This window comes from Thiohalocapsa sp. ML1, from assembly GCF_001469165.1.
GTDB lineage: Bacteria > Pseudomonadota > Gammaproteobacteria > Chromatiales > Chromatiaceae > Thiohalocapsa.
In genome coordinates, this window is record NZ_JABX01000068.1 from 1 (window position 1) to 21,404 (window position 21,404).

At 70.4% G+C, this 21,404-nt stretch carries 22 protein-coding genes; 7 read left to right on the plus strand and 15 right to left on the minus strand.

Annotated elements, in window-relative coordinates:
• Positions 1-272: 272 nt before the first annotated feature.
• Together ML01_RS24895 and ML01_RS24900 are read right to left on the minus strand one after the other, a co-directional pair.
• The gene (locus ML01_RS24895) at positions 273-1,199 is read right to left on the minus strand and encodes a hypothetical protein (RefSeq protein WP_058558078.1); all 927 of its coding nucleotides are present in this window, start codon (positions 1,197-1,199) and stop codon (positions 273-275) included.
• 74 nt (positions 1,200-1,273) lie between these two features.
• Complete coding sequence (locus ML01_RS24900) at positions 1,274-1,843, minus strand: LemA family protein (RefSeq protein WP_058558079.1); 570 nt, start codon at positions 1,841-1,843, stop codon at positions 1,274-1,276.
• A gap of 209 nt (positions 1,844-2,052) precedes the next feature.
• On the opposite strand from ML01_RS24900, the gene ML01_RS24905 reads away from it, so the two are divergent.
• Together ML01_RS24905 and ML01_RS24910 are read left to right on the plus strand one after the other, a co-directional pair.
• Positions 2,053-2,724 carry a helix-turn-helix domain-containing protein gene (locus tag ML01_RS24905; RefSeq protein ID WP_156427986.1) on the plus strand — a complete coding sequence of 224 codons (672 nt, stop codon included), beginning with the start codon at positions 2,053-2,055 and terminating at the stop codon, positions 2,722-2,724.
• Positions 2,721-3,341, plus strand: a complete 621-nt coding sequence (locus ML01_RS24910) for an RES family NAD+ phosphorylase (RefSeq protein WP_058558081.1) — start codon at positions 2,721-2,723, stop codon at positions 3,339-3,341. The genes ML01_RS24905 and ML01_RS24910 overlap by 4 nt, the downstream gene beginning before the upstream one ends.
• 206 nt (positions 3,342-3,547) lie before the next feature.
• Here the strand turns inward: ML01_RS24910 and ML01_RS24915 are convergent, their stop codons facing one another.
• The 3 genes from ML01_RS24915 to ML01_RS24925 form a co-directional block, all read right to left on the minus strand.
• Complete coding sequence (locus ML01_RS24915; protein ID WP_058558082.1) at positions 3,548-4,477, minus strand: transglutaminase family protein; 930 nt, start codon at positions 4,475-4,477, stop codon at positions 3,548-3,550.
• 131 nt (positions 4,478-4,608) lie between these two features.
• Positions 4,609-7,200 (minus strand): circularly permuted type 2 ATP-grasp protein, encoded by a 2,592-nt coding sequence (locus ML01_RS24920; RefSeq protein ID WP_058558083.1) that lies wholly within the window; start codon positions 7,198-7,200, stop codon positions 4,609-4,611.
• 166 nt (positions 7,201-7,366) lie between these two features.
• Positions 7,367-7,870, minus strand: a complete 504-nt coding sequence (locus ML01_RS24925; RefSeq protein ID WP_058558084.1) for an isoprenylcysteine carboxylmethyltransferase family protein — start codon at positions 7,868-7,870, stop codon at positions 7,367-7,369.
• A 328-nt stretch (positions 7,871-8,198) separates the two neighbouring features.
• On the opposite strand from ML01_RS24925, the gene ML01_RS24930 reads away from it, so the two are divergent.
• On the plus strand, positions 8,199-8,585 hold the full coding sequence (locus ML01_RS24930; protein ID WP_058558085.1) for a DUF2256 and DUF3253 domain-containing protein: 387 nt from the start codon (positions 8,199-8,201) through the stop codon (positions 8,583-8,585).
• A 75-nt stretch (positions 8,586-8,660) separates the two neighbouring features.
• Here ML01_RS24930 and ML01_RS24935 read toward each other — a convergent pair whose 3' ends face one another.
• The gene (locus ML01_RS24935) at positions 8,661-9,911 is read right to left on the minus strand and encodes a glycosyltransferase (RefSeq protein WP_058558086.1); all 1,251 of its coding nucleotides are present in this window, start codon (positions 9,909-9,911) and stop codon (positions 8,661-8,663) included.
• On the minus strand, positions 9,898-11,586 hold the full coding sequence (locus ML01_RS24940) for an amylo-alpha-1,6-glucosidase (protein ID WP_058558087.1): 1,689 nt from the start codon (positions 11,584-11,586) through the stop codon (positions 9,898-9,900). Before ML01_RS24940 ends, ML01_RS24935 begins: the two co-directional genes overlap by 14 nt.
• A 133-nt stretch (positions 11,587-11,719) precedes the next feature.
• Here ML01_RS24940 and ML01_RS24945 point away from each other — a divergent pair, with 133 nt between their 5' ends.
• Complete coding sequence (locus ML01_RS24945; protein WP_162268105.1) at positions 11,720-12,397, plus strand: hypothetical protein; 678 nt, start codon at positions 11,720-11,722, stop codon at positions 12,395-12,397.
• Positions 12,398-12,622: 225 nt separating this feature from the next.
• Here ML01_RS24945 and ML01_RS24950 read toward each other — a convergent pair whose 3' ends face one another.
• The 4 genes from ML01_RS24950 to ML01_RS24965 form a co-directional block, all read right to left on the minus strand.
• Positions 12,623-13,759, minus strand: coding sequence for a DUF2333 family protein (locus ML01_RS24950; protein WP_254045385.1), 1,137 nt, complete (start codon positions 13,757-13,759; stop codon positions 12,623-12,625).
• A 273-nt stretch (positions 13,760-14,032) separates the two neighbouring features.
• Positions 14,033-14,479, minus strand: a complete 447-nt coding sequence (locus ML01_RS24955) for a hypothetical protein (RefSeq protein ID WP_058558089.1) — start codon at positions 14,477-14,479, stop codon at positions 14,033-14,035.
• A 105-nt stretch (positions 14,480-14,584) separates the two neighbouring features.
• The gene (locus tag ML01_RS24960; RefSeq protein WP_058558090.1) at positions 14,585-15,244 is read right to left on the minus strand and encodes a phosphoribosyltransferase; all 660 of its coding nucleotides are present in this window, start codon (positions 15,242-15,244) and stop codon (positions 14,585-14,587) included.
• Positions 15,241-15,924: a hypothetical protein gene (locus ML01_RS24965; protein WP_173865217.1), complete on the minus strand. Its 684-nt coding sequence runs from the start codon at positions 15,922-15,924 to the stop codon at positions 15,241-15,243. Before ML01_RS24965 ends, ML01_RS24960 begins: the two co-directional genes overlap by 4 nt.
• Before the next feature lie 419 nt (positions 15,925-16,343).
• On the opposite strand from ML01_RS24965, the gene ML01_RS24970 reads away from it, so the two are divergent.
• The 3 genes from ML01_RS24970 to ML01_RS30900 all read left to right on the plus strand — a co-directional run bounded on the left by ML01_RS24970 (position 16,344) and on the right by ML01_RS30900 (position 19,632).
• Positions 16,344-19,040 carry an HAD-IC family P-type ATPase gene (locus ML01_RS24970; protein WP_058558091.1) on the plus strand — a complete coding sequence of 899 codons (2,697 nt, stop codon included), beginning with the start codon at positions 16,344-16,346 and terminating at the stop codon, positions 19,038-19,040.
• A gap of 80 nt (positions 19,041-19,120) precedes the next feature.
• A complete protein-coding gene (locus tag ML01_RS30895; RefSeq protein ID WP_254045387.1) occupies positions 19,121-19,288 on the plus strand; it encodes a hypothetical protein in 168 nt (55 codons plus the stop codon).
• On the plus strand, positions 19,270-19,632 hold the full coding sequence (locus ML01_RS30900; RefSeq protein WP_254045388.1) for a DUF4351 domain-containing protein: 363 nt from the start codon (positions 19,270-19,272) through the stop codon (positions 19,630-19,632). The genes ML01_RS30895 and ML01_RS30900 overlap by 19 nt, the downstream gene beginning before the upstream one ends.
• 405 nt (positions 19,633-20,037) lie before the next feature.
• On the opposite strand, the gene ML01_RS30365 is transcribed toward ML01_RS30900, so the two are convergent.
• From ML01_RS30365 to ML01_RS29380, 4 genes are all read right to left on the minus strand, one after another.
• A complete protein-coding gene (locus ML01_RS30365; protein ID WP_216819269.1) occupies positions 20,038-20,205 on the minus strand; it encodes a hypothetical protein in 168 nt (55 codons plus the stop codon).
• A 5-nt stretch (positions 20,206-20,210) separates the two neighbouring features.
• Complete coding sequence (locus ML01_RS24980) at positions 20,211-20,690, minus strand: HepT-like ribonuclease domain-containing protein (RefSeq protein WP_156427988.1); 480 nt, start codon at positions 20,688-20,690, stop codon at positions 20,211-20,213.
• A complete protein-coding gene (locus ML01_RS24985) occupies positions 20,687-20,992 on the minus strand; it encodes a nucleotidyltransferase domain-containing protein (protein ID WP_058558094.1) in 306 nt (101 codons plus the stop codon). The genes ML01_RS24980 and ML01_RS24985 overlap by 4 nt, the downstream gene beginning before the upstream one ends.
• A 127-nt stretch (positions 20,993-21,119) precedes the next feature.
• Positions 21,120-21,257 carry a hypothetical protein gene (locus ML01_RS29380; RefSeq protein WP_156427989.1) on the minus strand — a complete coding sequence of 46 codons (138 nt, stop codon included), beginning with the start codon at positions 21,255-21,257 and terminating at the stop codon, positions 21,120-21,122.
• Positions 21,258-21,404: the final 147 nt, after the last annotated feature.

The window sequence follows — 21,404 nt, forward strand, 5'->3', positions numbered from 1 at the left end:
CGCGGCGGACTGGGATCGCCGGCTTTCCAGCCGGCTCGCCGCCGACGCGGCTCGATGCCGCGTCGGCGGCGTCTGAGCTGATCAGAGGGCACCTGCGCAGTCGTCCGCCCGGCGGCGCCCCATGGGCAACGGCCCGGCTCCCGCGCCGCAGATCGCGCGCCGGGGGCATCGAGCCCCCGGCACGCGCAGCCGGCTGAAAGCCGGCGGTCCCAGTGGCGCGGTGTCGAGCCCGCTTGTTGGGCATACCTCAGTCGGTCTGAGGCGAAGCCTCGTTAGGGCATGAGCCGCGCCAGCAGCATCAGCGCGGCGCCGACACAGGCCAGCGCGCCGATGGTCAGGCCCCCAAAGGCCGTGAGCCGGAGCTTCCGCAGCAGCGCCGGCTCGTCCTCGGTGGAGACGACGAACGGATGGTCCGGGTCGCCGGTGGGGCCGACGCGCGGGCGCGGCGGCGCCGCGGCGAGCCTGGCCTCGGCGCGCTCGGCGAGCTCGGCCGCTTCGCGGCGGGCGTGCTCCCACTCGGCGAGGTCGATCTCGCCATCGCCGTTGCGGTCGAAGCGGCGCATGCGCGCCGGGTCGCGCTTCCATTGCGCGAGCAGCTTGCGGGTCAGGGTCGCGCGTTCGCGCACGCCGCGCCGCGGGGTCTCGAAGTGGCCGAGGACGTAGACGGGCTCATTGAGGGCGATGCGCTCCTCGGTCATGCGATAACGGCGGTGGCGCCCGATGAAGGCGGTGAGGCCATGCTCGCCCGCGCCGGCGGGCGCGAGCGGGCGCGGCCCGGTCCAGCGCTCGCGGGTGCGGCAGTGCAGGTAGGCACCCGCCGGCACCACCTCGGCCGCGCCGGTGCCGTCGTCCACCAGGAACGCACACTCCGCGCTGCCGTGCTCCAGCAGGACCCAGTTGCCGCTGCGCCCGCTTTGCTTGTACTGCTCGATGCGCCAGCGATACCAGACACAGGGCTTGCCGGTGAGCCTGGCCGTGAGCAGGCCGCGCAGCGGCGCGGCGACGCCGCGCAGCTCCACATAGCCCTGCGGCGCCGAGCGGATGCGCGCTGTCGGCGTATCGACGATGAGCCGCAGCCGCCACAGGGCGTTGCGCCCCAGGCGCAGCAGCCAGCCGCCGAAGAGCGCGGCGAAGATCGTGCTGGTCCAGAAGCCCACCGGGTCCATGCTGCCGGCAGTCGCGGCGATGAAGTCCTGCATGGCGCTGCTGGCTCGCGCTGCGGCCCGCTGCGGCCGACGCCCCGCTCAGGCCGGCCGCGGCGTGCCGCCGGGTATCAGGCGAAGAGCCGCGCGATGTCCACGTCCCTGCGCGCGTCCTGGAACTCCAACAGCTCCGCCGGCCGGAACTTGAACGCCCGGGCGACGAAGACGTCCGGCACCTGCTCCAGGCGCATGTTGTTGAGATTGACGCTGTCGTTGTAGAGCTCGCGGCGGTCCGCGATGGTGTCCTCCAACTGCGAGATGCGCTGCGCGAGCTGCTGGAAGGCGCGGTCGGCCTTGAGATCCGGGTAGTTCTCGGCCAGCGCCAGCAGCCGGTCCAGCCCGGCGCGAAGCGCCGTCTCGGCGCGGCCGAGCGCGCGCGCATCGCCGGCGTGCTGCGCGGCCAGCACCTCGCCGCGGGCCTGCACGACGCGGGTCAGCGTCTCCTGCTCGTGCTGCATGTAGCGCTTGCAGACCTCCACCAGCTTCGGCAGCTCGTCGTGACGCTGCTTCAGCGCGACATCAATGTTCGACCAAGCCTTGGCCACGGTGTGCTTCAGCCGGACCAGATTGTTGTAGATCAGCGTCGTGTAGAGCAGGAGCACGACGGCGGCGGCGAGGATCAGGAGCAGGGTCAGGGTCATGGGGGCCGGGTATGGTTGGAATCATCGCCGAGCATCCTAGCGCCTCGAGCCGTCCCATGGCTGCGTCTTGATCACGTTTCGGTCGGCGGCCGATCGCTTGGGACCCCTTCTAAAACTACCTCATCTGCGCCGTCAAGCAATCTGGTCATCTCCGCTTATCGCGTTTGTCCGCTATACTTCTCCCAAAAGACAACCGCGAGCAATCGACCATGAACCCGATGATCCGCGACCACTCGGCACTCTACGGCGAAACCGATCTGCCGCGGTCCGCGCAGCAGGCGCATGCCGGCCTGGAGGGCGAGCCGGAGGCGGCAGCGGTGTTCGATCGGGCCGTCACCGCCCTCATGCGCGAGCTGCTGTCCATGGGCGATGGCCTCGCCGACGCGGGCCGGGATCGGCGCCTCCTTGCACTCGACGACAAGACCCTGCTGGCCGAGCTGCTGATCCGCTCGCTGCAAAACGATGTCCTGGCGCCCCGGGCACTGCGGCTGCGCCTGCAGGGCCAGCTTGCGCTGCGCCGGCTGCTGGCCGCGAGCGGCGGCACGCTGACCACGGCCGAGGTCGCCGAGCTGTTGGGCATCACGCAGGACGCCGTGCGCAAGCGCACCGCCCGCGGCAAGCTGCTGGCGCTGCCCCGCGGCGAGCATGGCGTCTATCCGGCGTTCCAGTTCGATGTCGACGCCGGCCGCGTGGTGCCGGGGCTCGATGCCGTGCTGGCGCTGCTCGATACCGACAGCGCCGCCGCCAAGGTGCGCTTCTTTGTCACGCCCGACGCGGACCTCGGCGAGACCCCCATCGCCGTGCTGTTGCGGGCCGATCACGGCGACCGGGCGCTGGTTGAGCGCAAGGCGCAGCAGTTCGGGGTGCAGCTCGCGGTATGAGCCTGCCGCTGCCGCCGCGGGGTGGCCACGGGAAGCTGCGCGTGGTGTCCGTGCCCGCCGGGCAGGCGTGGTACCGGATCGTCCACGCGCGTTATGCGAGTGCTTTGCACTTTTCGAGCGGCCCGGCGGGCCGCTGGAACGATGCGCAGGCCGACTTCGGGGTGCTGTACGTCGCCGATGCCCCGGGCACGGCCTTCGCTGAGACCTTCGGCCACGGACTGTCCGGGCAGCTTGAGCCGGCTGCCGACAAGTTCGTGACCGTGCAGGAGCTCTCGGAGCGCCGCCTGTACCGCATCACCGCCACGCGTGCACTGCAGCTCGCCCTTTTTCTCGGGCCGGGCCTTGCGGCGTTGAACCTCGACGGTCACCTCCTGACGACGCTCGACTACCGGGCGCCGCAGGCGTGGTCGCGCTGGGTTCACGGTGCACCGGCGGCCCTGGACGGTATTCGCTATGCGTCCCGTACACTGCCCGGGCAGGAGAATGCCGCGCTGTTTGAGCGCTGCGGCACTGCGCTCCAGGAGCAGGCGTTGGGAACGCTGGCTGACTGGCGCTCCGAAGGAGGTGAGCTGGAAATGTTGGAGATCCTGGATGCGCAGGGCTGGGGCTTGATCTGACGTGCGGGGCTGTCCGTCGTGGCGGGTCTGCGGGCGGTCTACTCGCGACAGCGCTCCTGCGGAGTCGCCAATCTTCAATCCCCCTGCGCCCCGCTGTATAGGGATCGGTTGCTGTGGATTTCGATTTCGATAACGATTTCGATAGCGCGATCAGCACGACTCGTTGGTCTGAGTCTCCCTAGCCCCTAGCCCCTAGCCCCTAGCCCCTAGCCCCTTCCCTCACCGAGTCGATCAACATCCACCGCGACGCTGAGCTGGTGCTCGCCGCCGCCGTAGAAGACGCCGCGCACGGGGGTGACGTCGCCGTAGTCGCGGCCGACGGCGGTGGTGATGTGTTGCTCGCCGAGCAGGCAGTCGTTGGTGGGGTCGTAGTCGATCCAAGTGCCGGCGGGCGGGGTCGCGGCGGCCTCCGCCGACGGCTCCGCTGCCGCGGGCAGGTAGAGCGCGTACCAGGCATGCGAGGCGTCGGCGCCGCGGAGCTTCGGCTGGCCCGGCGGCGGCAGGGTTTCCAGATAGCCGCTGACGTAGCGCGCGGCGAGCCCGAGCTCGTGCAAGCAGGCGATGCCGACGTGCGCGAAGTCCTGGCAGACGCCGCTGCGCTGGCTCAGCACCGTCGCCAGCGGTGTCGCCACGTCGGTGGCGCTCGGGTCGTACTCGAACTCGCCGTAGATGCGCGCCATCAGTTCACGGGCGGCCTCCAGCACCGGGCGCCCCGGCGTGAAAGACGCGAGCGCGAAGTCGCGTGCCGCCGGCTGCCGCGGCGTGGCTGGCGACGGCAGCGCGAACATGCGCGCTTGCAGCCCCGCGGGGTCACGGGCGGCGTGCAGGCGCTCGCGCACCTGTTCCCACGGCAGCGATAGGGCGGCATTGTGCGGCGGCGGGGCGGTGACCTCCACCTCGCTGACGGCGCCGACCTCAAGCGCCCCGTGCGACTGCTGGATGGAGAAATAGCTGACTCGGTTGCCGAAGATATCCTGGTGCTCGCGCGCCACCGAGGGCCACGGCGAGACCCGCACCTGGCTCTTGAGACAGCGCTGGTGCGGTTCCTCCCGCGGCTTCAGGTGCGCAATGCTGTGGCATAGCGACACCGGGTCGCCGTAGGCGTAGTGCGTGGTGTGGCTGACGCGAAAGCGCATGGGCCCGTGCCGGTCCGGTCGGTGGGAAGCGGGATCAGGGCCGCGGGGGTCCCTGACAGCAAAGAGTCTGCGGCGTCAAAGCATCTTCATCAGTTGTCGCCGGGATCCAAATCGAAATCGGGATCGAACGCTCACCGCAGCCGATGCTGGAGCATGTGGTGCGGGTGCTCCTCGTGGCGGAAATACTGCGCCGTCAGTGCATCGGACAGTGTCGCCATGCCCGTCTCCAGGTCCAGCAGGAACTGCGCCAGCGCGCCGCGGCGGCTGCCGGCCGGATCATCCGGCTGCGCGAGGCCGTCGAGCTCGGCGAGCCGGAGCTCCGTGATCAGCCGCAGCACGCCTTTCTGCGCCGCGGTGCGCACGGGGCCGAGGGCGTCGCGTGGCATCTCGTCCACGAGCCGCTCAAGCTCCTGGATCTGGTAGGCGAGCGCGCGCGGGTTGGCCTCGTCCTGCACCACCAGGTCCAGCAGCGCGCCGACGCGAATGCCGGCCTGGTAACGGCGCCGATAGGTGATGAGGCTGTCGGTCACGCCGAGGATGGCCTCGACGATCAGGCCCTCTTCGGTGGGTGCGCTCACCGCCACCAGCGTCGAGCGCAGCAGCATGGCCAGGTTCATGCCCCGCTCCAGCCGCCGGCCCGCCTCCAAGAAGTGCCAGCCCTCGTTGTGGGTCATGTTCTCCTGTGTCAGCGCGGAGAAGGCCACCAGCGACGTCACCAGCGGATCGAGCACGTCGAGGGCCGCGTTCAGCGTCTGCGGCGCCTGATTCGTGAGGCGGCGCAGATGGCGCTCGATGTCGTTGATGACGCGCCAGGTGTCGCTCGACAGCCGCTCGCGCACCGACCACGCCGCCTGGTTTAGGGCCTGCAGGGTCTGCGGCAGCGCGCCAAGTCGCTCCAAGTCGGTGATTAGGGACAACACCGCGGGGGTCGGTGCGATGAGGGTCGTCGGCTCGGCGCCGATGGGCAGCGGCACATTGGCCTGGCATTGCTCGTTCAGTGCCTCCAGGAGCGATGCGAGGCAGCCGATGCCGTCGTCCTCGGCGGCGAAGCTGCTGCGTGCGGTGAGATTGATGGCGGTGACGCGCAGCAGGCGCACCATGCCCTCCGCGCGCTCGGCGTAGCGCCCGATCCAGAACAGGTTGTCGGCGACGCGGGAGGACACATCGCTCTCGCGCACGACGGCGGGGCTTTGCGCGTCGTGCAGGCCGAGCAGGGTCTCCTCGCGTTCGGGCTCGGTGGCGAGGACCCAGGTGTCCTTGCCGATGCCGCCGAGCTGCGTGGACACCATCGGCGTGTCCTGCGCCAGCGCGACGCGGCTCAAGCCGCCGGGCATCACGGCATAGCCGTCTTCTTCCGCCACCATGAAGCTTCTGAGCACGAAAGGCCGCGGCGCAATGTGCCCATCCATGTACACCGGCGCGGTGGAGGGCGTGACCTCTTCTTGCGCAACGAAGCGGTGCGGCTCGGCGTCGATACGCGCGATGAGCCGGGCGCGCGCGTCGGCGTCCAGGTTGCGCCCGAACATGACGCGCGGCTCCGGCGCCGCATCGGAACGTGCGGCCGCCGGCTTGATGACGAGGTGCTCCAGGTTCGCGAGGACGAAGGCGCGGTCCTCCGGGCAGCCGCACCACCAGGTGCGAAGGTGCGGCAGGAGCAGCTCTTCGCCCAACAGATGCCGGCACAGCGCGGGCAGAAAGGCCATCAGCCCCGGATGCTCGAGCACCCCGCTGCCGAGCGCGTTGGCCACGGTGAGGTTGCCGGCGCGCACCGCCTGGATCATGCCGGGCACGCCGAGCAGGCTATCCTCGCGCAGCTCCAGCGGGTCGCAGAAGCAGTCGTCGGCGCGGCGCAGCACGGCGTCGATGCGCTCCAGCCGTCCGAGCGTGCGCAGCCACAGCGCGCCGTCGCGCACCGATAGGTCCGCCCCCTGCACCAGCGTGTAGCCCAGATAGTTCGCGAGATAGGCGTGCTCGAAGTAGGCGGCGTTCGCGGGCCCCGGCGTCAGCAGTGCCACCCGTGCCTCGTCCGCGCCGTGTGGCGCCAGCCGGTTCATGGCCCGCCGCACGCCGCGGAAGAAGCCGGCGAGCCGGTGCACGTGGCTGTCGCGGAACAGGCTCGGCATCACGCGCGAGAGCACGACCCGGTTCTCCAGCGCATAGCCGGCACCGGACGGCGTCTGGGTGCGGTCACCGATGACCCGCCAGTGGCCGTCGGCGTCGCGGGTCAGGTCCGCGCCGTAGAAGACGAGCGGGCGGTTGCCGGCGATGTCGATGCCGTGGCACGGCAGCAGATAGCCGGAATAGCCGTCTACGAGCTCCGGCGGCAGCAGGCCCTTGCGGATCAGCGTGCGCGGGCCGTAGAGGTCCAGCAGCACGGCGTTGAGCAGCTCGGCGCGCTGGATCAGGCCGCGCTCCAGTACCGCCCACTCCTCGCCGCGCAGCAGCAGCGGCAGCGGGTCCAGGTCCCAGGGGCGCGACATGCCGCGGGAGTCGCCGTGCAGGTTGTAGGTGACGCCGTTGTCGCGGATCAGCCGGTGTGCCTCGCGCCAGCGGGTCTCGATGCCGCCGCGGCCGAGCTGGCGCAGCGTGTCCACCAGGTATTGCCAATGCGGGCGCAGCGCGCCGTCGGCGGCGCGCATCTCGTCCCAGGTGCCGGGGGCCGGCACGTAGGCGTCGTCGAGACGGACATCGTCCAGGCGGGCGATGGGGCTCGTTGCTGACATGGACTGGGCCTCGGGGCGAAACGGCGGCGGCGGGCGGTGCCGGAATTGGCCCGATTACACACCTACCCGGGTGAAGAAAAGTTTGAAGTTTGAAGTTGGAAGTTTGAAGTCGGAAGTTTGAAGTCGGAAGTTTGAAAAGGGAGGCTCCGGCCCTTGGCCCTTGATGCTAGTACACGAATGGGATGAATTTTTTCACCCGGCGCGCGTAGCCGGCGTACTCCGGGTGGCGCTCCGTGAGCCAGGCCTCCTCCTTGCCCGCCTTGTAGCCGAAGAACAGGAAGGCCACTACGAGCGCCAGCAGATGCGACAGGCTCAGGTTGTAGACCGTCCAGGCCGCGCCGGCGAAGAGCAGGCTTGCATACAGCGGGTGCCGCACGAGCGCGTAGACGCCGTGCTGCACGAGCTGGCTGTGGTCCACGGGGTAGGGCAGCGGCGTCAGATAGTCGCGCAGATGCACGGAGCCAAAGCCGCCGAACACCACGGCCACGATGGCCAAGAGCGCCGCGAGCAGGCCGCGCAGCGTGCCGGTGGCGTCCATCGCATCGGCGCCGAGCCCCGGATGCCACACCGGCAGCACGGCGAAGCCGATCATCAGCGCGAACTGGATCAGCACCAGCACCTCGCCGCGGGAGCCGAAGCCGGGTTTCTTGTCGGTGGTGTCTGGGGCCATGGTTACCTCACGTCGCCCGCGGCGGTTCTTTCGCGCCCGCGGCGGTTCTCTAGCGCAGCGGATGACGGCGGCCGGGTGCGTCCGGCTCTGCGCGACATGCTAACCCGTCGGCGGATTTGGCGCTGGCCGGATGCGGCAGGCGGTACGCCGTTGCCTCTACAGTCGGTACGCCGTTGCCTCCACGGGCGGTACGCCGTTGCCTCCACAGGCGGTACGCCGTTGCCTCCACAGGCGGTACGCCGTTGCCTCCACAGGCGGTACGCCGTTGCCTCCACCGGAAGCTCCCGCACATTGTTGCGCAAGCACCGAGTTTCTATGAGGCATCGGCATGATCCGACTTCAGCGCGTCTGCGCCGTCTGCGGGCGCAGTATCTCCTGGCGGCGAAAATGGGCGCGGGACTGGGAACAGGTCAAGTACTGCTCGGACGCCTGCCGCCGGCGCGGGCTCTCGGCGCAGGACCGGCGCATCGAGGAGGCCATCCTGGCGCTGCTGGAGCAGCGCGCCGCCGACGCCAGCATCTGCCCCAGCGACGCGGCCCGACAAGTGGCCGGTGCCGGCGACTGGCGCGCCCAGATGGAGCCCGTGCGCATGGCCGCGCGGCGGCTGCAGCGCGACGGTCGCATCGACATCACCCAGCAGGGCCGGCCCGTGGACCCCGATACGGCGAAGGGGCCGATTCGGTTGCGGTTGCGGCAAGTTGGGTTGCAGGTATGAGGAGCTAGGGGCTAGGGGCTAGGGGCTAGGGGCTAGGGGCTAGGGGCTAGGGGCTAGGGGGCGGCCCCTTGGCCCTCAACCAGCCATGCCGCCGCGCGCCGCGAAGGCGTCGGCGTAGAGCTGAAACAGGACGGCAAAGGTCCGCTCCCAACCGTAGCCGGCCGCGAGTACGTGGGCGCGGGCGGCGGCGCCCATGCTCGCTCGCTGCGCGGCGACGGTGCGGATGTTGTCGGCAAAGGCCGCCGCGTCGCCGACGGGCCCGAGGCGGCCCTGGTCCGGGCTGACGCGCTCGCAGAGCGCGCCGGCGGCGACGCCCACCACCGGCAAGCCGGACGCCTGTGCCTCCACCACGGCGAGGCCGAAGGTCTCGTGCGGTCCCGCCGTCACGTAAACGTCGGCGGACGCCAGCGCATCGGCGTAGGCGCCGCGGTCCTTCTCGTAGCCCTGCACGTGGAGCCTGGGCAGGGTCGCGGCGCGTCGGCACAGCGCGTCGTGCTGGGGGCCTTCGCCGAGCAGCATCAGGTGCCATTGGCCGCCGGTGGGCGTGGTCGCGCCGCCCTGCCGCAAGCGGGCGAAGGCGTCCACGAGCAGCAGCACGTCTTTCTCCGCGTCGAGCCGCCCGCAGTAGATGAGCAGCAGGTCGTCGTCGCCGATGCCGTGGCGGTGGCGCCAGGCGGGGCTGCGGCGCTGCGGCGAGAACAGCCCCAAGTCCACGCCGAGCGGGACGATGTGCGCGGCCTCGACGCCGTACTTGCGGATGCGCTCGGCCTGCGCCGCCGTGGCCGCGAAGGTCAGGTCGCAGCGCTGGAAGATCTGCCCGAAGCTCGCCTCGGCGCCGCTCTCGATGGCATCCGAGACCTTATGGCCCCAGTCCGCGAGGGTGTCGCTGATCTCCTCGACCCCGTCGGCGAGAAAGTGCCGCAGCGGCGCGCCGATGTAGGCCTCGGCCACGTCGGTGTGGAAGTAGGCCGACACCAGGCAGGGCCGCGCCACCGCTCGGCATTCCTCGCGATAGCGGAACGCGGCCCAGGGCGAGACGAAGAAGCTGCCGAGCTCCACGACGTCCGGGGCGCTGCGCTCGAGCGCGTGGCGGATCTTGGCCGGCTGCCAGAAGAAACGGTAGGGCCGGCAGCCCGGGATGACCGGGCTCTGGATCTCGATCTTGGTGAGCGGCCCGTCGCGGCTCACGCGGTCGCGCTCGCCGGGCACGATCAGCACGTGCTCGTGCGTGGTGTGCTCGGCGACGTGGCGGCGCTTGTGGTCGATGTAGGTGCGGATGCCGCCGCTCGTTTCGGTGTAGGCGAGGGTGAGGTCACAGAAGCGCATGGTCGGGTTCTTCGGTGTTGCCGTCGAGGGCGGCGGCGAGGTCGAGCCGGTGGCCGTAGCCGATGCCGAAGCGGGCATGGCGACCCGCGAAGCGAACGCTGCCGGTGGCGTCGTCCTTGCCGGCATCGAGTGACAGCTCCAACTGCCGGCGCGGCAGCTTGAGGCGCAGCTTAAGCCCCTGCGCCTCCGGCGGCAGCCGTGGGCAGAGGTGCATGCTGTCCGGCCCCAGATCGAGCCCGAGCAGGACCTCCAGCAGCAGGTTGTTGACGAGTCCGGTCCAGCCGACGAAGTCGCGCTGCGGGCCGGTGCCGAGCGTGAGCGCCTTCCAGCGGTTGCCGCGCTTGCGGTGCAGGTCGCGGGTGTGGTGGGCGTCCGGGTCGTAGAACTCGTAGATGCGCCGCTCGCGGTCGAAGACGCGGTAGACGCCGGTGCACAGCCGCCAGGCCAGCTCCGCCGCCAGGTCCGCACGGCCGTAGCGCTGCAGCCCCAGGATCACGCCGTAGGCGGTATTGAGCCACACCGGGCCGCGCCACATGTCGCGCTCGAAGTGCTGATCGGCGCGGGCCACGGAGGGCAGCGGCATCAGCGTGCCGAAGCCGTCCGGCGCGACGATGTGTCGCATCAGCCGCGCCGCTCGCTCGGCGTCCGGCACGCCGGCCCAGAGCGGCAGCAGGGAGGCGATGGTGGCGACCCGCACCGGGCTGCCGGCGCCGTCGCAGTCGTAGTAGAGGCCGTCGCGCTCGTCCCACAGGAGTCTGTCGATGAGCGCGCGCAGGCGCTCGGCCTCGGCGTGGTGCCGGGAGGCCTCGTCGGCGAGGTCTAGGCGCTCCGCCAGGCTCGCCAGCGCGTCGAGCTGGAGCACCACATAGCTGGAGAGGTCGACGGCCGTGAGCGTGGCGGTGTTGCGCAGCACGCTCTCGTCGGTGTTGCTAAAGCGCGGCGCGTTCTCGACGCCGGACTCGTAGGGGTGCGCCCAAAAATAGAGCCCGCTCGCAAAGCGCCGGTGCGCCTCCAGCCAACGCTGATAGTCGCAGAGCGGGCGGTACAGCGGCCGGATCAGCGCCTCGGCGGCGTCGTCATTGAGCTGCTCCGCGAGGCGCGCCAGCGACCAGGCGATGAGCGGCGGCTGGGTGTAGGGCGACTCGTGGAACTCGGTGACCACGTGCTGCAGCCGGTCGCCGTCGCGCAGCTCCACCACCGCGCGGAGCACGTCCGCGGCCACGGCCGTGTCCCACGCGGCCCAGATCTGCGCGATGAAGGCCGAATCCCACAGATAGACGCCGCGGAAGGCCGGCCCCGGGATCGCGTGCCGGGTGGAGGAGAGCAGGTCGGGCCGCTGCAGGTTGGCGAACAAGAGTGCATAGACCTCGGCGAAGCCGTCGCTGACGGCGCGGGCGTCGGGGTGGCCTGAGGCATCGAGGTGCGGCGGCGGCAGCGGGATGCCCTTGTGCCGCAGCATGCGCTCCGGCAGCTCGATGGGCAGCGTGCCGCGGCGCCCGGCGCTGATGCGCGACCACACGAGCAGGTGCCAGACGTAGCTGAAGCCCCGGTACCAGCGGCCCACCACCTGCGGGCGGCGGATCCAGTCCGTGCTGCGCCGCAGCCGCGCCAGCCGCCGGCGCCAGGCCGGCACGGTGATGTCGCGCGGGGGCCGGGTGCCGTCCTGCGTGCTCATTGTGGGCGCGCTCCGGGGCGGGAGGCATCGGGGAGCGCCGGGTCCGTCATGCCGGGGCAGGGCCAGGTGGCCGGGGACTGCGCGCGGCCCAGTGCGCTTGGTTGCGCGCCGGGGCGGCCCAACTGCCTGGTCCATGCCAGGCAGTGACAGACATTTCGATCCTGCTCGCGGGGTGCCGCCGTCGCCCGTTGGCCTTCTCGGCATCGTGCTGCTGCTTTGGGCGGGTGCCGCCGCGGCCGGCGCCGCAGACTGGGCTGGTGCGGCGGGTGCCCAACTGGACGCACTGCTCGCGGGCATCCCGCCCTGGGGCTTCGTCCTAGCGTTCGTGCTGCTGCCGGCATTGGGCTTTCCGATCTCGCTGTTCTATGTCGCCAGCGGCGCCGTGTTCGCGCCGCCTGCCTTGGCGCTGGCCGTGGCCTGGGTCTGCATGGCGCTCAACATGGCGCTGTCCTATGGCATCGCCCATTGGCTCGCGCGCCCGGTGCAGGCGTTGATCCGCCGCCGCGGGCTGCCGTTGCCGCAGCTCGGCGGGGCTACCGAGTGGCGGGTTATCGTACTGCTGCGCGCCTCGCCGCTACCGTACCTGATGCAGAGCTGGCTGTTGGCCATCGGCGGCGCGCGCTTCGGCCCGTACATGGTTTACGGCCTGCCGGTGCAGGCGCTGATCGGCGCCGGGCTGGTGCTGCTGGGCGACTCGCTCAAGCAAGGCAATATCGGCTGGCTCCTGGTCGCCGTCGCGGTGCTGCTGCTGGGGCAGGGCGCGCTGGCGCTGCTGCGGCATCGGCTGCGCCGGCGTTCGGACCCGTACTGAGCATTTGGGGCCAGGTAGCGGGAGGCAAGTTCCCCCGCTGGATCGATCGGGTCCGCGCGAGCGAACCCGAGGCGCTATTCAGTGTCTCCGGGTTGGGGGCTGGCAGAGGACGACTCTCCGCTGGTTCTTGAGCCCAAGCTCTGCGTCGTGTCCCTGGGTACGCCGACTTCAGTCGGCCCCCGGTGACGGCGGACTTCAGTCCGCCGCCACCGGGCCAGCAGGCGGTCAACCCTGCTGCAACAGGTTCCGCAGATCGATGATGCCGGCGTTCGCGCGGCCGATGTAGGAGGCCATGACGAGCGGGTGATTGGGGAGCGGGCCGAAGCCGGTGCCGTTGACGATGATCGGGCTCCAGATCATCGCCTGGGTGTGCTCCAGCTCGTCGATGATCTGCTGCATCGGCACCATCGCGGTCTTGTCCACCAGCACCCGGCGGAAGTCCATCTGTATGGCCTTCATCGTATGCAGCAGCGCCCAGCAATAGCCACGGGCCTCGAAGAAGACGTCATCGACCTCCAGCCACGGCATCTCTATCTGCGACACTTCGCTTGTGTCCTCGCGGCTTTCGTCGCGGGCCTGCTGCGCCTCCGCGGTGAGCTCCTCCATCTCGACGGTCGCTGCGGCACCCTTGTGCTTTGCCGCGGCACCGAGCCGGGCGCCCAGGCTACCCAGGCGCGTCGACACCTCGCGCAGATAGAAGGTCAGGTTGTCCGCACGCGCAAAGAACTGCGCATCGCGCTGCCCATCGCCGGAGAGCCGATGGAAGTAGCTCTCCAGCGCCGCGATGCCCTTGCGGTATTCGGACTCGGTGGAGGGCAGGATCCAGGAGTCGGAGTCGTAGTTGAGCTGCGGGTGGGCAATCTGCAGGTCCGGGTCCTCGATGGACTGGGACTGGGAACGGCTCAGGTGATTGCGCATCTCGGCCGCGAGGTCACGCAGCGCGGTGATGGTGCCGAATTCCCAGTTCGGGATGTTGTCGAGATAGAGCCCCGGCGGCAGCTTGTCGTTGCTGAGATAGCCGCCCGGCTTGTTCAGGAGCGTCCGGCCGATGCGCACCGCGGTGGCCGCCGTATAGCTGCCCGTCACCAGGGCCGCTTGGTCGCCGTCGGCGAGGGCGAGCGCGTTCTCCCGCACGTCGAATCTGGCCGGCGAGCGCGACCACCAGATGCCCAGGATGACGATAATGACGGCTGCGGTCACCACCAGCACCCCGAGTGTCCACCAGAGGCCCTTCTCTTTCCAGATACGCGGGTTGTAGAGATCGACCAAGCCTTTGAGCGGGCGGCCGATGTTCCATTTGCGGTGGCCGGTGCTGCCGGTGCTGCCGGCATGTCCGCCTGTCTCGGCGCGATTCATCTGCATGTCTTGTCTCCATCAGCAATGAGACGATGCCTGACGGGCTGCATGAATCAGGCCACGGCTTCGGGCGAAGCCGTTTCAGGGGCTTGGGACAGATGCCGATGGATGGGCCGGGTGCGCGGAGCAGGGCGGCGCGGTGCTTCTGCACCGCTTAATTGGTCTTTTGCCCCGGATCAGCTTGCCGCCGCGCTGTGGGAGCGGCTTCAGCCGCGACCGCGACGCCGTGCCGACGGCTCGCGGCCATCGCGGCTGAAACCGCTCGCACGGGCGTAAGGCTCACAGCTCGCCATCGGCGAGGCCATCGAGCATCTCCGTCGGCAGCACGCTGCGAAAGCGCACGAGCGTGGTCCGCCCGCCGGTGTCGTCGATGCGAAGCCCCATCACGCCGCCGTCGGCGCCTCGTTCCAGCGCAATGGAGCGCGGCCGTTCGATGTGTGTGGCGGTGTGGACGACATCGTTGCGCACGCGGATATCGAGGCCGACCCTGGCGCCGTCCGTCGCAACGGCCACCTCCGCCAGCGTCACGTCGGCGGCGAGCTGATCGGCCTCGGCGAGGTGCTCGTCCGCGGGGGCTGCGGTGGCCGCGGTCGGCACTTGCAGCACGCGCACCAGCCAGCCGTGATGGGTGCGGGAGAAGTCCGCGAGCGCCGCGGGCCAGTGCGTGGGGTCCAGCGGCTCCGTGCGGGCGACGTCGGCGTTGGGGTCGAATGGGGTGGTGGTCATGGCGTGCTCGATCCAAGATCGCCTCGTTGTCGGCGTCGTTGTCGGCGTCGTTGTCGGCGTCGTTGTCGGCGTCGTTGTCGTTGTCGCAATCGGCCAAACCCGACCCTAGGCCGGCCCCGGCACGGCCGCCAGCAGCGCGCGCACCTCCGCGTCGGTGGTCTGCGTGAACGCTCGGTACCAGCGCCCGACGCCGAGGAAGGGCTCCGGTGTCGCGAGGCAGACCACGGCGTCCACCGTCGGCTCCAGGAGCTCCACCGCCTCGATGCTCGCCACCGGCACCGCGACGATCACCGCGGCCGGCCGCTGCGCGCGGGTGGCGGCGACGGCGGCGCGCATGGTCGCGCCCGTCGCGAGCCCGTCGTCGATGAGGATCACGCGATGCCCGGCAATGGGCGGCGGCGGGCGCTCGCCGCGATAGTCACGCGCGCGGCGGGCGAGCTCCCGGCCCTCCGCGGCGGCGACGCGGTCGATCTCGGCGTCGCTGATGCCGAGCGCGTTGACAATGTCCGGGTTCAGCACCTGGATGCCGCCGGTGGCGAGGGCGCCCATCGCAAGCTCCGGCTGGCCCGGCACGCCGAGCTTGCGCACCAGCATTAGGTCCAGCGGCGCGTCCAGCGCGTCGGCCACCATCGCGGCCACCGGCACGCCGCCGCGGGGCAGTGCGAGCACCAACAGCCGGTCGCGCCCGCGCTCGTCCGCCAGGGCATCGGCGAGCAGCGCGCCGGCGCTGGCGCGGTCCTCGAACGGCAGCGAGACGGCGGTCATCGCGTCACCTCGACTTTGAGATGCGCCATGAACCAGTCCCGCGCGAGCATGGCCACCAGCTCCAGCTTGCCCGTCTCCTCGAACAGATGCGTGGCGCCGCCGACGACCTCGATGCGCGGCGTCACCGGCATCCTCGCGGCGGCCCGGCGATTGAGGTCCAGCACGGTGTCGTCCAGCGCGCCGACGATGAAGAGCGTCGGCTGGCGGACGTCGCCGAGCACATCCACGGCGAGGTCCGGCCGGCCGCCGCGGGAGACCACCGCCTGCACCTCGCGCGGCCGCGCGGCGGCGGCACCGAGCGCCGCGGCGGCGCCGGTGCTGGCGCCGAAGAGTCCGATGGGCAGCGCCGCCGTGCGCGGGTCGCCGCGGGTCCAGTCGATGGCTTGCACCAGCCGACGGGTGAGCAGCGGGATATCGAAGCGGTGCTCCGCCGTGCGCTCGTCCACGCGCTGCTCGTCCGCCGACAGCAGATCGAACAGAAGCGTGCCGATGCCGCCGCTGCGCAGCATCTCGGCCACGTAGCGGTTGCGCCGGCTGAAACGGCTGCTGCCGCTGCCGTGCGCGAACAGCACCACGCCGCCGGGCTCGGCGGGCAAATCCAGGAAGCCCGGCAGCACGCCGCCGTCGGCGGGGACACCGACCTCCGCGCTGAGCTCCGTGTACGTCCTCTGCTGTCGCATCGGGACCATGGCTACCTCCGCTTCGCCGCCTCGGGACACCTGACATCCCGAAGCAGCATCCGTACCCATCCGCAGCGGCTCGTTGCCGTTGTCGTCATCGTGATGCGTCCTTGACGGCTTTGGCGCCGGCTTTCCGATGACGACAACGACAACGACAACGCCGGCCGCCGCACCACCCGGTGCATTTGCCGCTTTTCCGGGGCATCTGCGCCGCCTGTCTCAAGCCTGGCTGCCGGCGGACGGGTCGGGGCTCGGCCCGGCGGGCGGGCGGCACCGGTCGGCGCCGGTCTGGCCCGGCGCGTGCGTGTGCGGCCGGCGGGACTCGGCTGCTGCACACAACCGTCTGCCGATTCGCCTTGCATCGGCCTCGCAGCGGCGTTAAGCCTGTGCGCGGCCTGCCGGAACTCGAAGGAGCCTCAATGAACGACCAAGCCCAAGCGGCCGCAGAGGCCTGGCACACCCGCACCACCGCGGAGGCCGCCGCCGCGCTCGGCGCGGACTCGTCCCGCGGCCTGTCGTCGCGGGAAGCCGAAGCCCGGCTCGGCCACTACGGCGAGAATCGCCTCGCCGAGACCCCGCCGCGGCCCATCTGGCTCAAGCTGCTGGATCAGTTCCGCAGCTACCTGGTCATCGTGCTGATCTTCGCGGCGGTGCTCGCCGGCGCCATCGGCGACCTCAAGGACGCCATCGTCATCCTGGTGGTGGTGGTGCTGAACGCGACGCTCGGCTTCTGGCAGGAGTACCGCGCCGAGCGCACCCTCGCCGCGCTCAAGGGCATGCTTGCGCCGCGCGCCCGGGTGCGCCGCGACGGGCAGGTCAGCGACATCGACGCTGCGGCGCTGGTGCCGGGCGACCTGGTGTTGCTGGAGGCGGGCGATCGCGTGCCGGCGGACGGCCGGCTCTTCGCCGCCCATGCGCTGGAGGTGGACGAGGCCGCGCTCACCGGCGAGTCCCAGGCCGTCGGCAAGTGGACGGACGCGCTGGAACGCGCTGACCTGCCTCTGGGCGATCGCTTCAACATGCTGTTCATGAACACGGTGGTCACCCGCGGGCGCGCGGAGCTGCTCGTCACCACCACCGGCATGGACACCGAGATGGGCCGCATCGCCGGCATGATCGCCGCCACGCCGGAGTCCGAGACGCCGCTGCAACGCCAGCTCGACGTGCTCGGCAAGCGGCTCGCGGCCATCGCCGCGGCCGTGGTGCTCGTGATCTTTGCGCTCACGCTGGCCCGCGACGCGCCGCTGGTGGAGGCGGCGCTGACGGCCGTCGCGCTCGCCGTCGCCGCCATTCCGGAGGGGCTGCCGGCGGTGGTCACGGTGACGCTCGCCATCGGCATGTGGCGCATGGCGCGCAACCGCGCGATCCTGAAAAAGCTCTCCGCGGTGGAGACGCTCGGCTCCACCACCGTCATCTGCTCCGACAAGACCGGCACGCTGACGCTGAACCAGATGACCGCCCGCGCCGGCTGGTACGCGGCACGGAGCTTCACCGTGTCCGGCCAGGGCTACGAGCGCGCCGGCGCCATCGACTGGCCCTCGGATGCGCCGGAGCTGACCCCGCTGCTGCTGCCCATGGCACTGTGCACCGAGTCCCGCGTGCGCGACGGCGAGCTCATCGGCGACCCCACCGAGGGCGCGCTCTACGTGCTCGCAGAAAAGGGCGGGCTCGACCCGCTGGAGCTGCAGGCGCACCGCCCGCGCATCGCGGAGATCCCGTTCGACTCCGCGCACAAGTTCATGGCCACCTTCCACCCCGCCGGAGATCACGTCGTCATGTACGTGAAGGGCGCGCCGGACGTGCTGCTCGCCCACGCCACGCGCTGGCTCGGCGAGGACGGCACGGCGGAGCCCATCGATGAGCCGGTGCGCCACGCCGCCGCGGAGGTCAACCGCATCTTCGCCGAGGGGGCGCTGCGGGTGCTCGCGGTGGCGACGCGGAGCATCCCGGCGGCGGACTTCGACGCCGGCGGCGACCTCTGGCAGTGGGCGGACGGCTGGACCCTGCTCGGCCTCGCCGGGCTCATGGACCCGCCGCGCCCGGAGGCGGCCGAGGCCATCGCCCGCTGCCGCGCCGCCGGCATCGCCGTGAAGATGATCACCGGCGACCATCGCATCACCGCCGCCGCGGTGGCAGGCGAGCTGGGCCTGCATGGGGAGGTGGTGGACGGCGAGGCGCTCGACGCCATGAGCGTGGACGAGCTCGCCCGGCGCATCGACGACATCGCCGTGTTCGCGCGGGTGGCGCCCAAGCACAAGGTCGCCATCGTGCAGGCGCTGAAGGCAGACGGCCATGTCGCCGCCATGACCGGCGACGGCGTCAACGATGCCCCCGCGCTCAAGGCCGCCGACATCGGCGTCGCCATGGGCATCACCGGCACCGCCGTCACCCGCGAGGCGGCCACGCTGGTGCTGACGGACGACAACTTCGCGACCATCGTGCGCGCCGTGGAGGAGGGGCGTGTCGTCTACGACAACATCGTCAAGTTCGTGCGCTTTCAGCTCTCCACCAACATCGGCGCCATCCTCACCGTGCTCGCGGCCACGCTGCTCGCGTTGCCGACGCCCTTCACGCCGATTCAGATCCTGTGGATCAACATCATCATGGACGGCCCGCCGGCCATGACGCTAGGCGTCGAGCCCGCCCGGCCCGGGCTCATGGACGAGCCGCCGCGCCGGCCCGGCGCGCAGATCCTCTCCGGCCGGCGGCTGCTGCGGTTGGTGTTCTTCGGCGTGCTCATGACCATCGGCACGCTCGGCGTCTTTCTGTATGCGCTGGGGTACGCCGATCCGGTCTATGCCGTCACGCTCGCGTTTACCACCTTCGTGCTGTTTCAGTTCTTTAACGTCTTCAATGCCCGTGCCGAGCACGGCAGCGCGTTCAACACCAACTTCTTTCGCAACGGCAAACTCTGGCTGGCGCTCGCCGGCGTGCTGCTGCTTCAAATCGCCGTTGTGCACTGGCCCCCCGCGCAGGCCATCTTCGGCACCACCGCGCTCCCCGCCGCGGACTGGCTCCTCGCCGCCACCGTCGCGGCGAGCGTGCTGGTGTTGGAGGAGCTGCGCAAGCTGGTGCTGCTGCCGTTTCGGCGGCGGCGTAGAGCGCCGAACAGCTAGACCCGGGCGCCGAGTCGGCCAACCTGGCCGCGGCGCTGTTTCGGCTGGAAAGCGGCCGCACGCCCGCGGACATCCAAGCCGTGGTCGGGCGCCTGATCGAATGGCTCGCCGCCCCCGCGCACGACAGCCTGCGCCGCGCCTTCGTCGTCTGGCTCAAGCGCGTGCTGCTGCCGGCCCGCGCCCCCGGCGTCGAGCTGCCCCCGTCAACGACCTACAGGAGATGCATGCGATGTTGGCCGAACGTGTGAAGACCTGGACCGAGGAGTGGAAACAGCAAGGCCTGGAGCAAGGCCTGGAGCAAGGCCTACAGCGAGGCCTGGAGCAAGGCCTGGAGCAAGGCCTGGAGCAAGGCCTGGAGCAAGGCCTGGAGCAAGGCCTGGAGCAAGGCCTCGAGCAAGGCATTCTCCGCGGCGAGGCCAAGCTGCTGCGCCGCCAACTGGTGCGCCGCTTCGGGCCGCTCCCGGCCTGGGTGGAGGCGCGTCTGGATAAAGCGGGCGAGCCCGAGCTGGAGACCTGGGGCGAGCGGGTGCTCGACGGCACGAGCCTGGAGGACGTCTTTGCCGCGCCGAACGGTCTGGATCCGGAGGATTAGGCGATTTCCCGATTCGTTCCTACCGTACCCTCGAGAGCGTGCCCATCACCCCGCCCGCGGCGTCAACACCCCTCGTGACACCGCTCCCGCGGTGTCACGCGGTCTTCGGCGCTCTGCGCCCACCGCGCTTGAGGCGGACACCGAAAGTTGCCTCGGTGGCGCGGCGCAGAGCGCCAAGAGGCCGTGACACCGCAGGAGCGGTGTCACGAGTTGGGTATGGATGTTGGCGGAACTCGCCTTAGCGGGACGTGGAGCTCGCGCCAGCGTCGCGCTAGGCCGATGGCCTGATCGCGCCGGCGGTGCCGCGTCGGCTGCCGGCGGCCCGTGGAGAGCCGGCGCTGTGGTGCCCGCGGAGACGCGACGACCGGTGTAAGTCGGTCAACATCTTCTGGACAACCTTCGCGCCTAGCGCAGTTCGTGCAGTGGCATCTCGGCAAGCATGGCCTGCGCCTTGGCCTCGGTGTGTGCCTGCGACTCCGGCGACATCTGCGCCCGTAGCGCCCAATTTCTTCGCCAGCGGCGCTTCGACGCGATCCGCTGTGGCCCTTGCCCCGGGGTGGCGCTGCTCGCCATGGCCGTTAGCCGTTGGGAGCGTCGGCCGAGTCGCCGCCGTCCTGGCCGGCGGCGTAGCGGGCGACGGCTTCGAGCGTCTGCCGAAGCATCGGTGTGGCTTGATAGACACGCCTTTGCAGCGCCGGCAGGTCGTCCAACTCATACTCGTGGACGATGATGTTTCTCAGTTCCTTGAGCGCGATCCACTGCTCTGTTGATTCGATGATCCCAAGCCGTGCCATGAGATCAAGCACGTCCAGGAGCCGTTCTGCGTCGGCAAGCTCGGCGGCGACGACTGCGCGAAACACCCGCTTGATCAGGATGTCTTCGAGCCGCGCGAAGCGCGCCGTCATTGCCTCCAGGGTCTCCTGCAGGTCAGGATCAGGCGCGCCGATGACCTCCGGACTGAGCTTGGCCCAGGAGTGCTCCAGCGCGTCCGAGGCACGCCGCGCCAGCTCGATCTGTTCGGCCAGAAGACGGCGCTTCTCCGCCAAAAGACCACTCACAGGCGGATTCCTTGTTCGCGCGCGAGTCGCTGGAACGCGCTCTCTTGCCGGTCGGCCTGTCGGAGGATCAGGTCGATCTTGCGCTCGCCCAGTCGGCAGTGGAGGGCCGCGAGCATCTTGAGCTTCGCGTCGAGTCGGGAATCTGCGCTCATCGGCAAGTCCGGCTCCACCAACAGGTCGATATCGCCACCCCGTCGGGCGTCATCGGTTCGAGAGCCGAACAGGTAGACCCGGGCGCCGTCGCCGAGGACGCCTGCAACGACATCCTTGATGATCTCGATTTGCTCCTCGGTGAGTCGCATGGTGCGTTCGCGTTTGGTCAGAGCTGTTTCGGCTGATTCTCAGTGTACACCGTGGCATGGGATGGGGGCCTCGATCATCGTGCCGGCCACATCGCCTGCCGCACGCAAGCGGTTCGCACAGCGGACACTACTGCGCTGGGATCGCCGGCTTTCCAGCCGGCTCGCCGCCGGCGCGGCGGACCGGGACCGCCGGCTTTCCAGCCGGCTCGGCGCCGGCGCGGCTCGATGCCGCGTCGGCGGCGTCCTGGCCGATCAGAGAGCACATGCGCGCTCGTCCGGCCGGCCGCGCGGCATGGGCAACCGCCCGGCTCCCGCGCCGCAGATCGCGCGCCGGGGGCAATCAGTCAACACTCCAGTCACTCCCGTCAACACCTCGGACATCAAATGAAGACTACGAGAGCGACAGTGACGG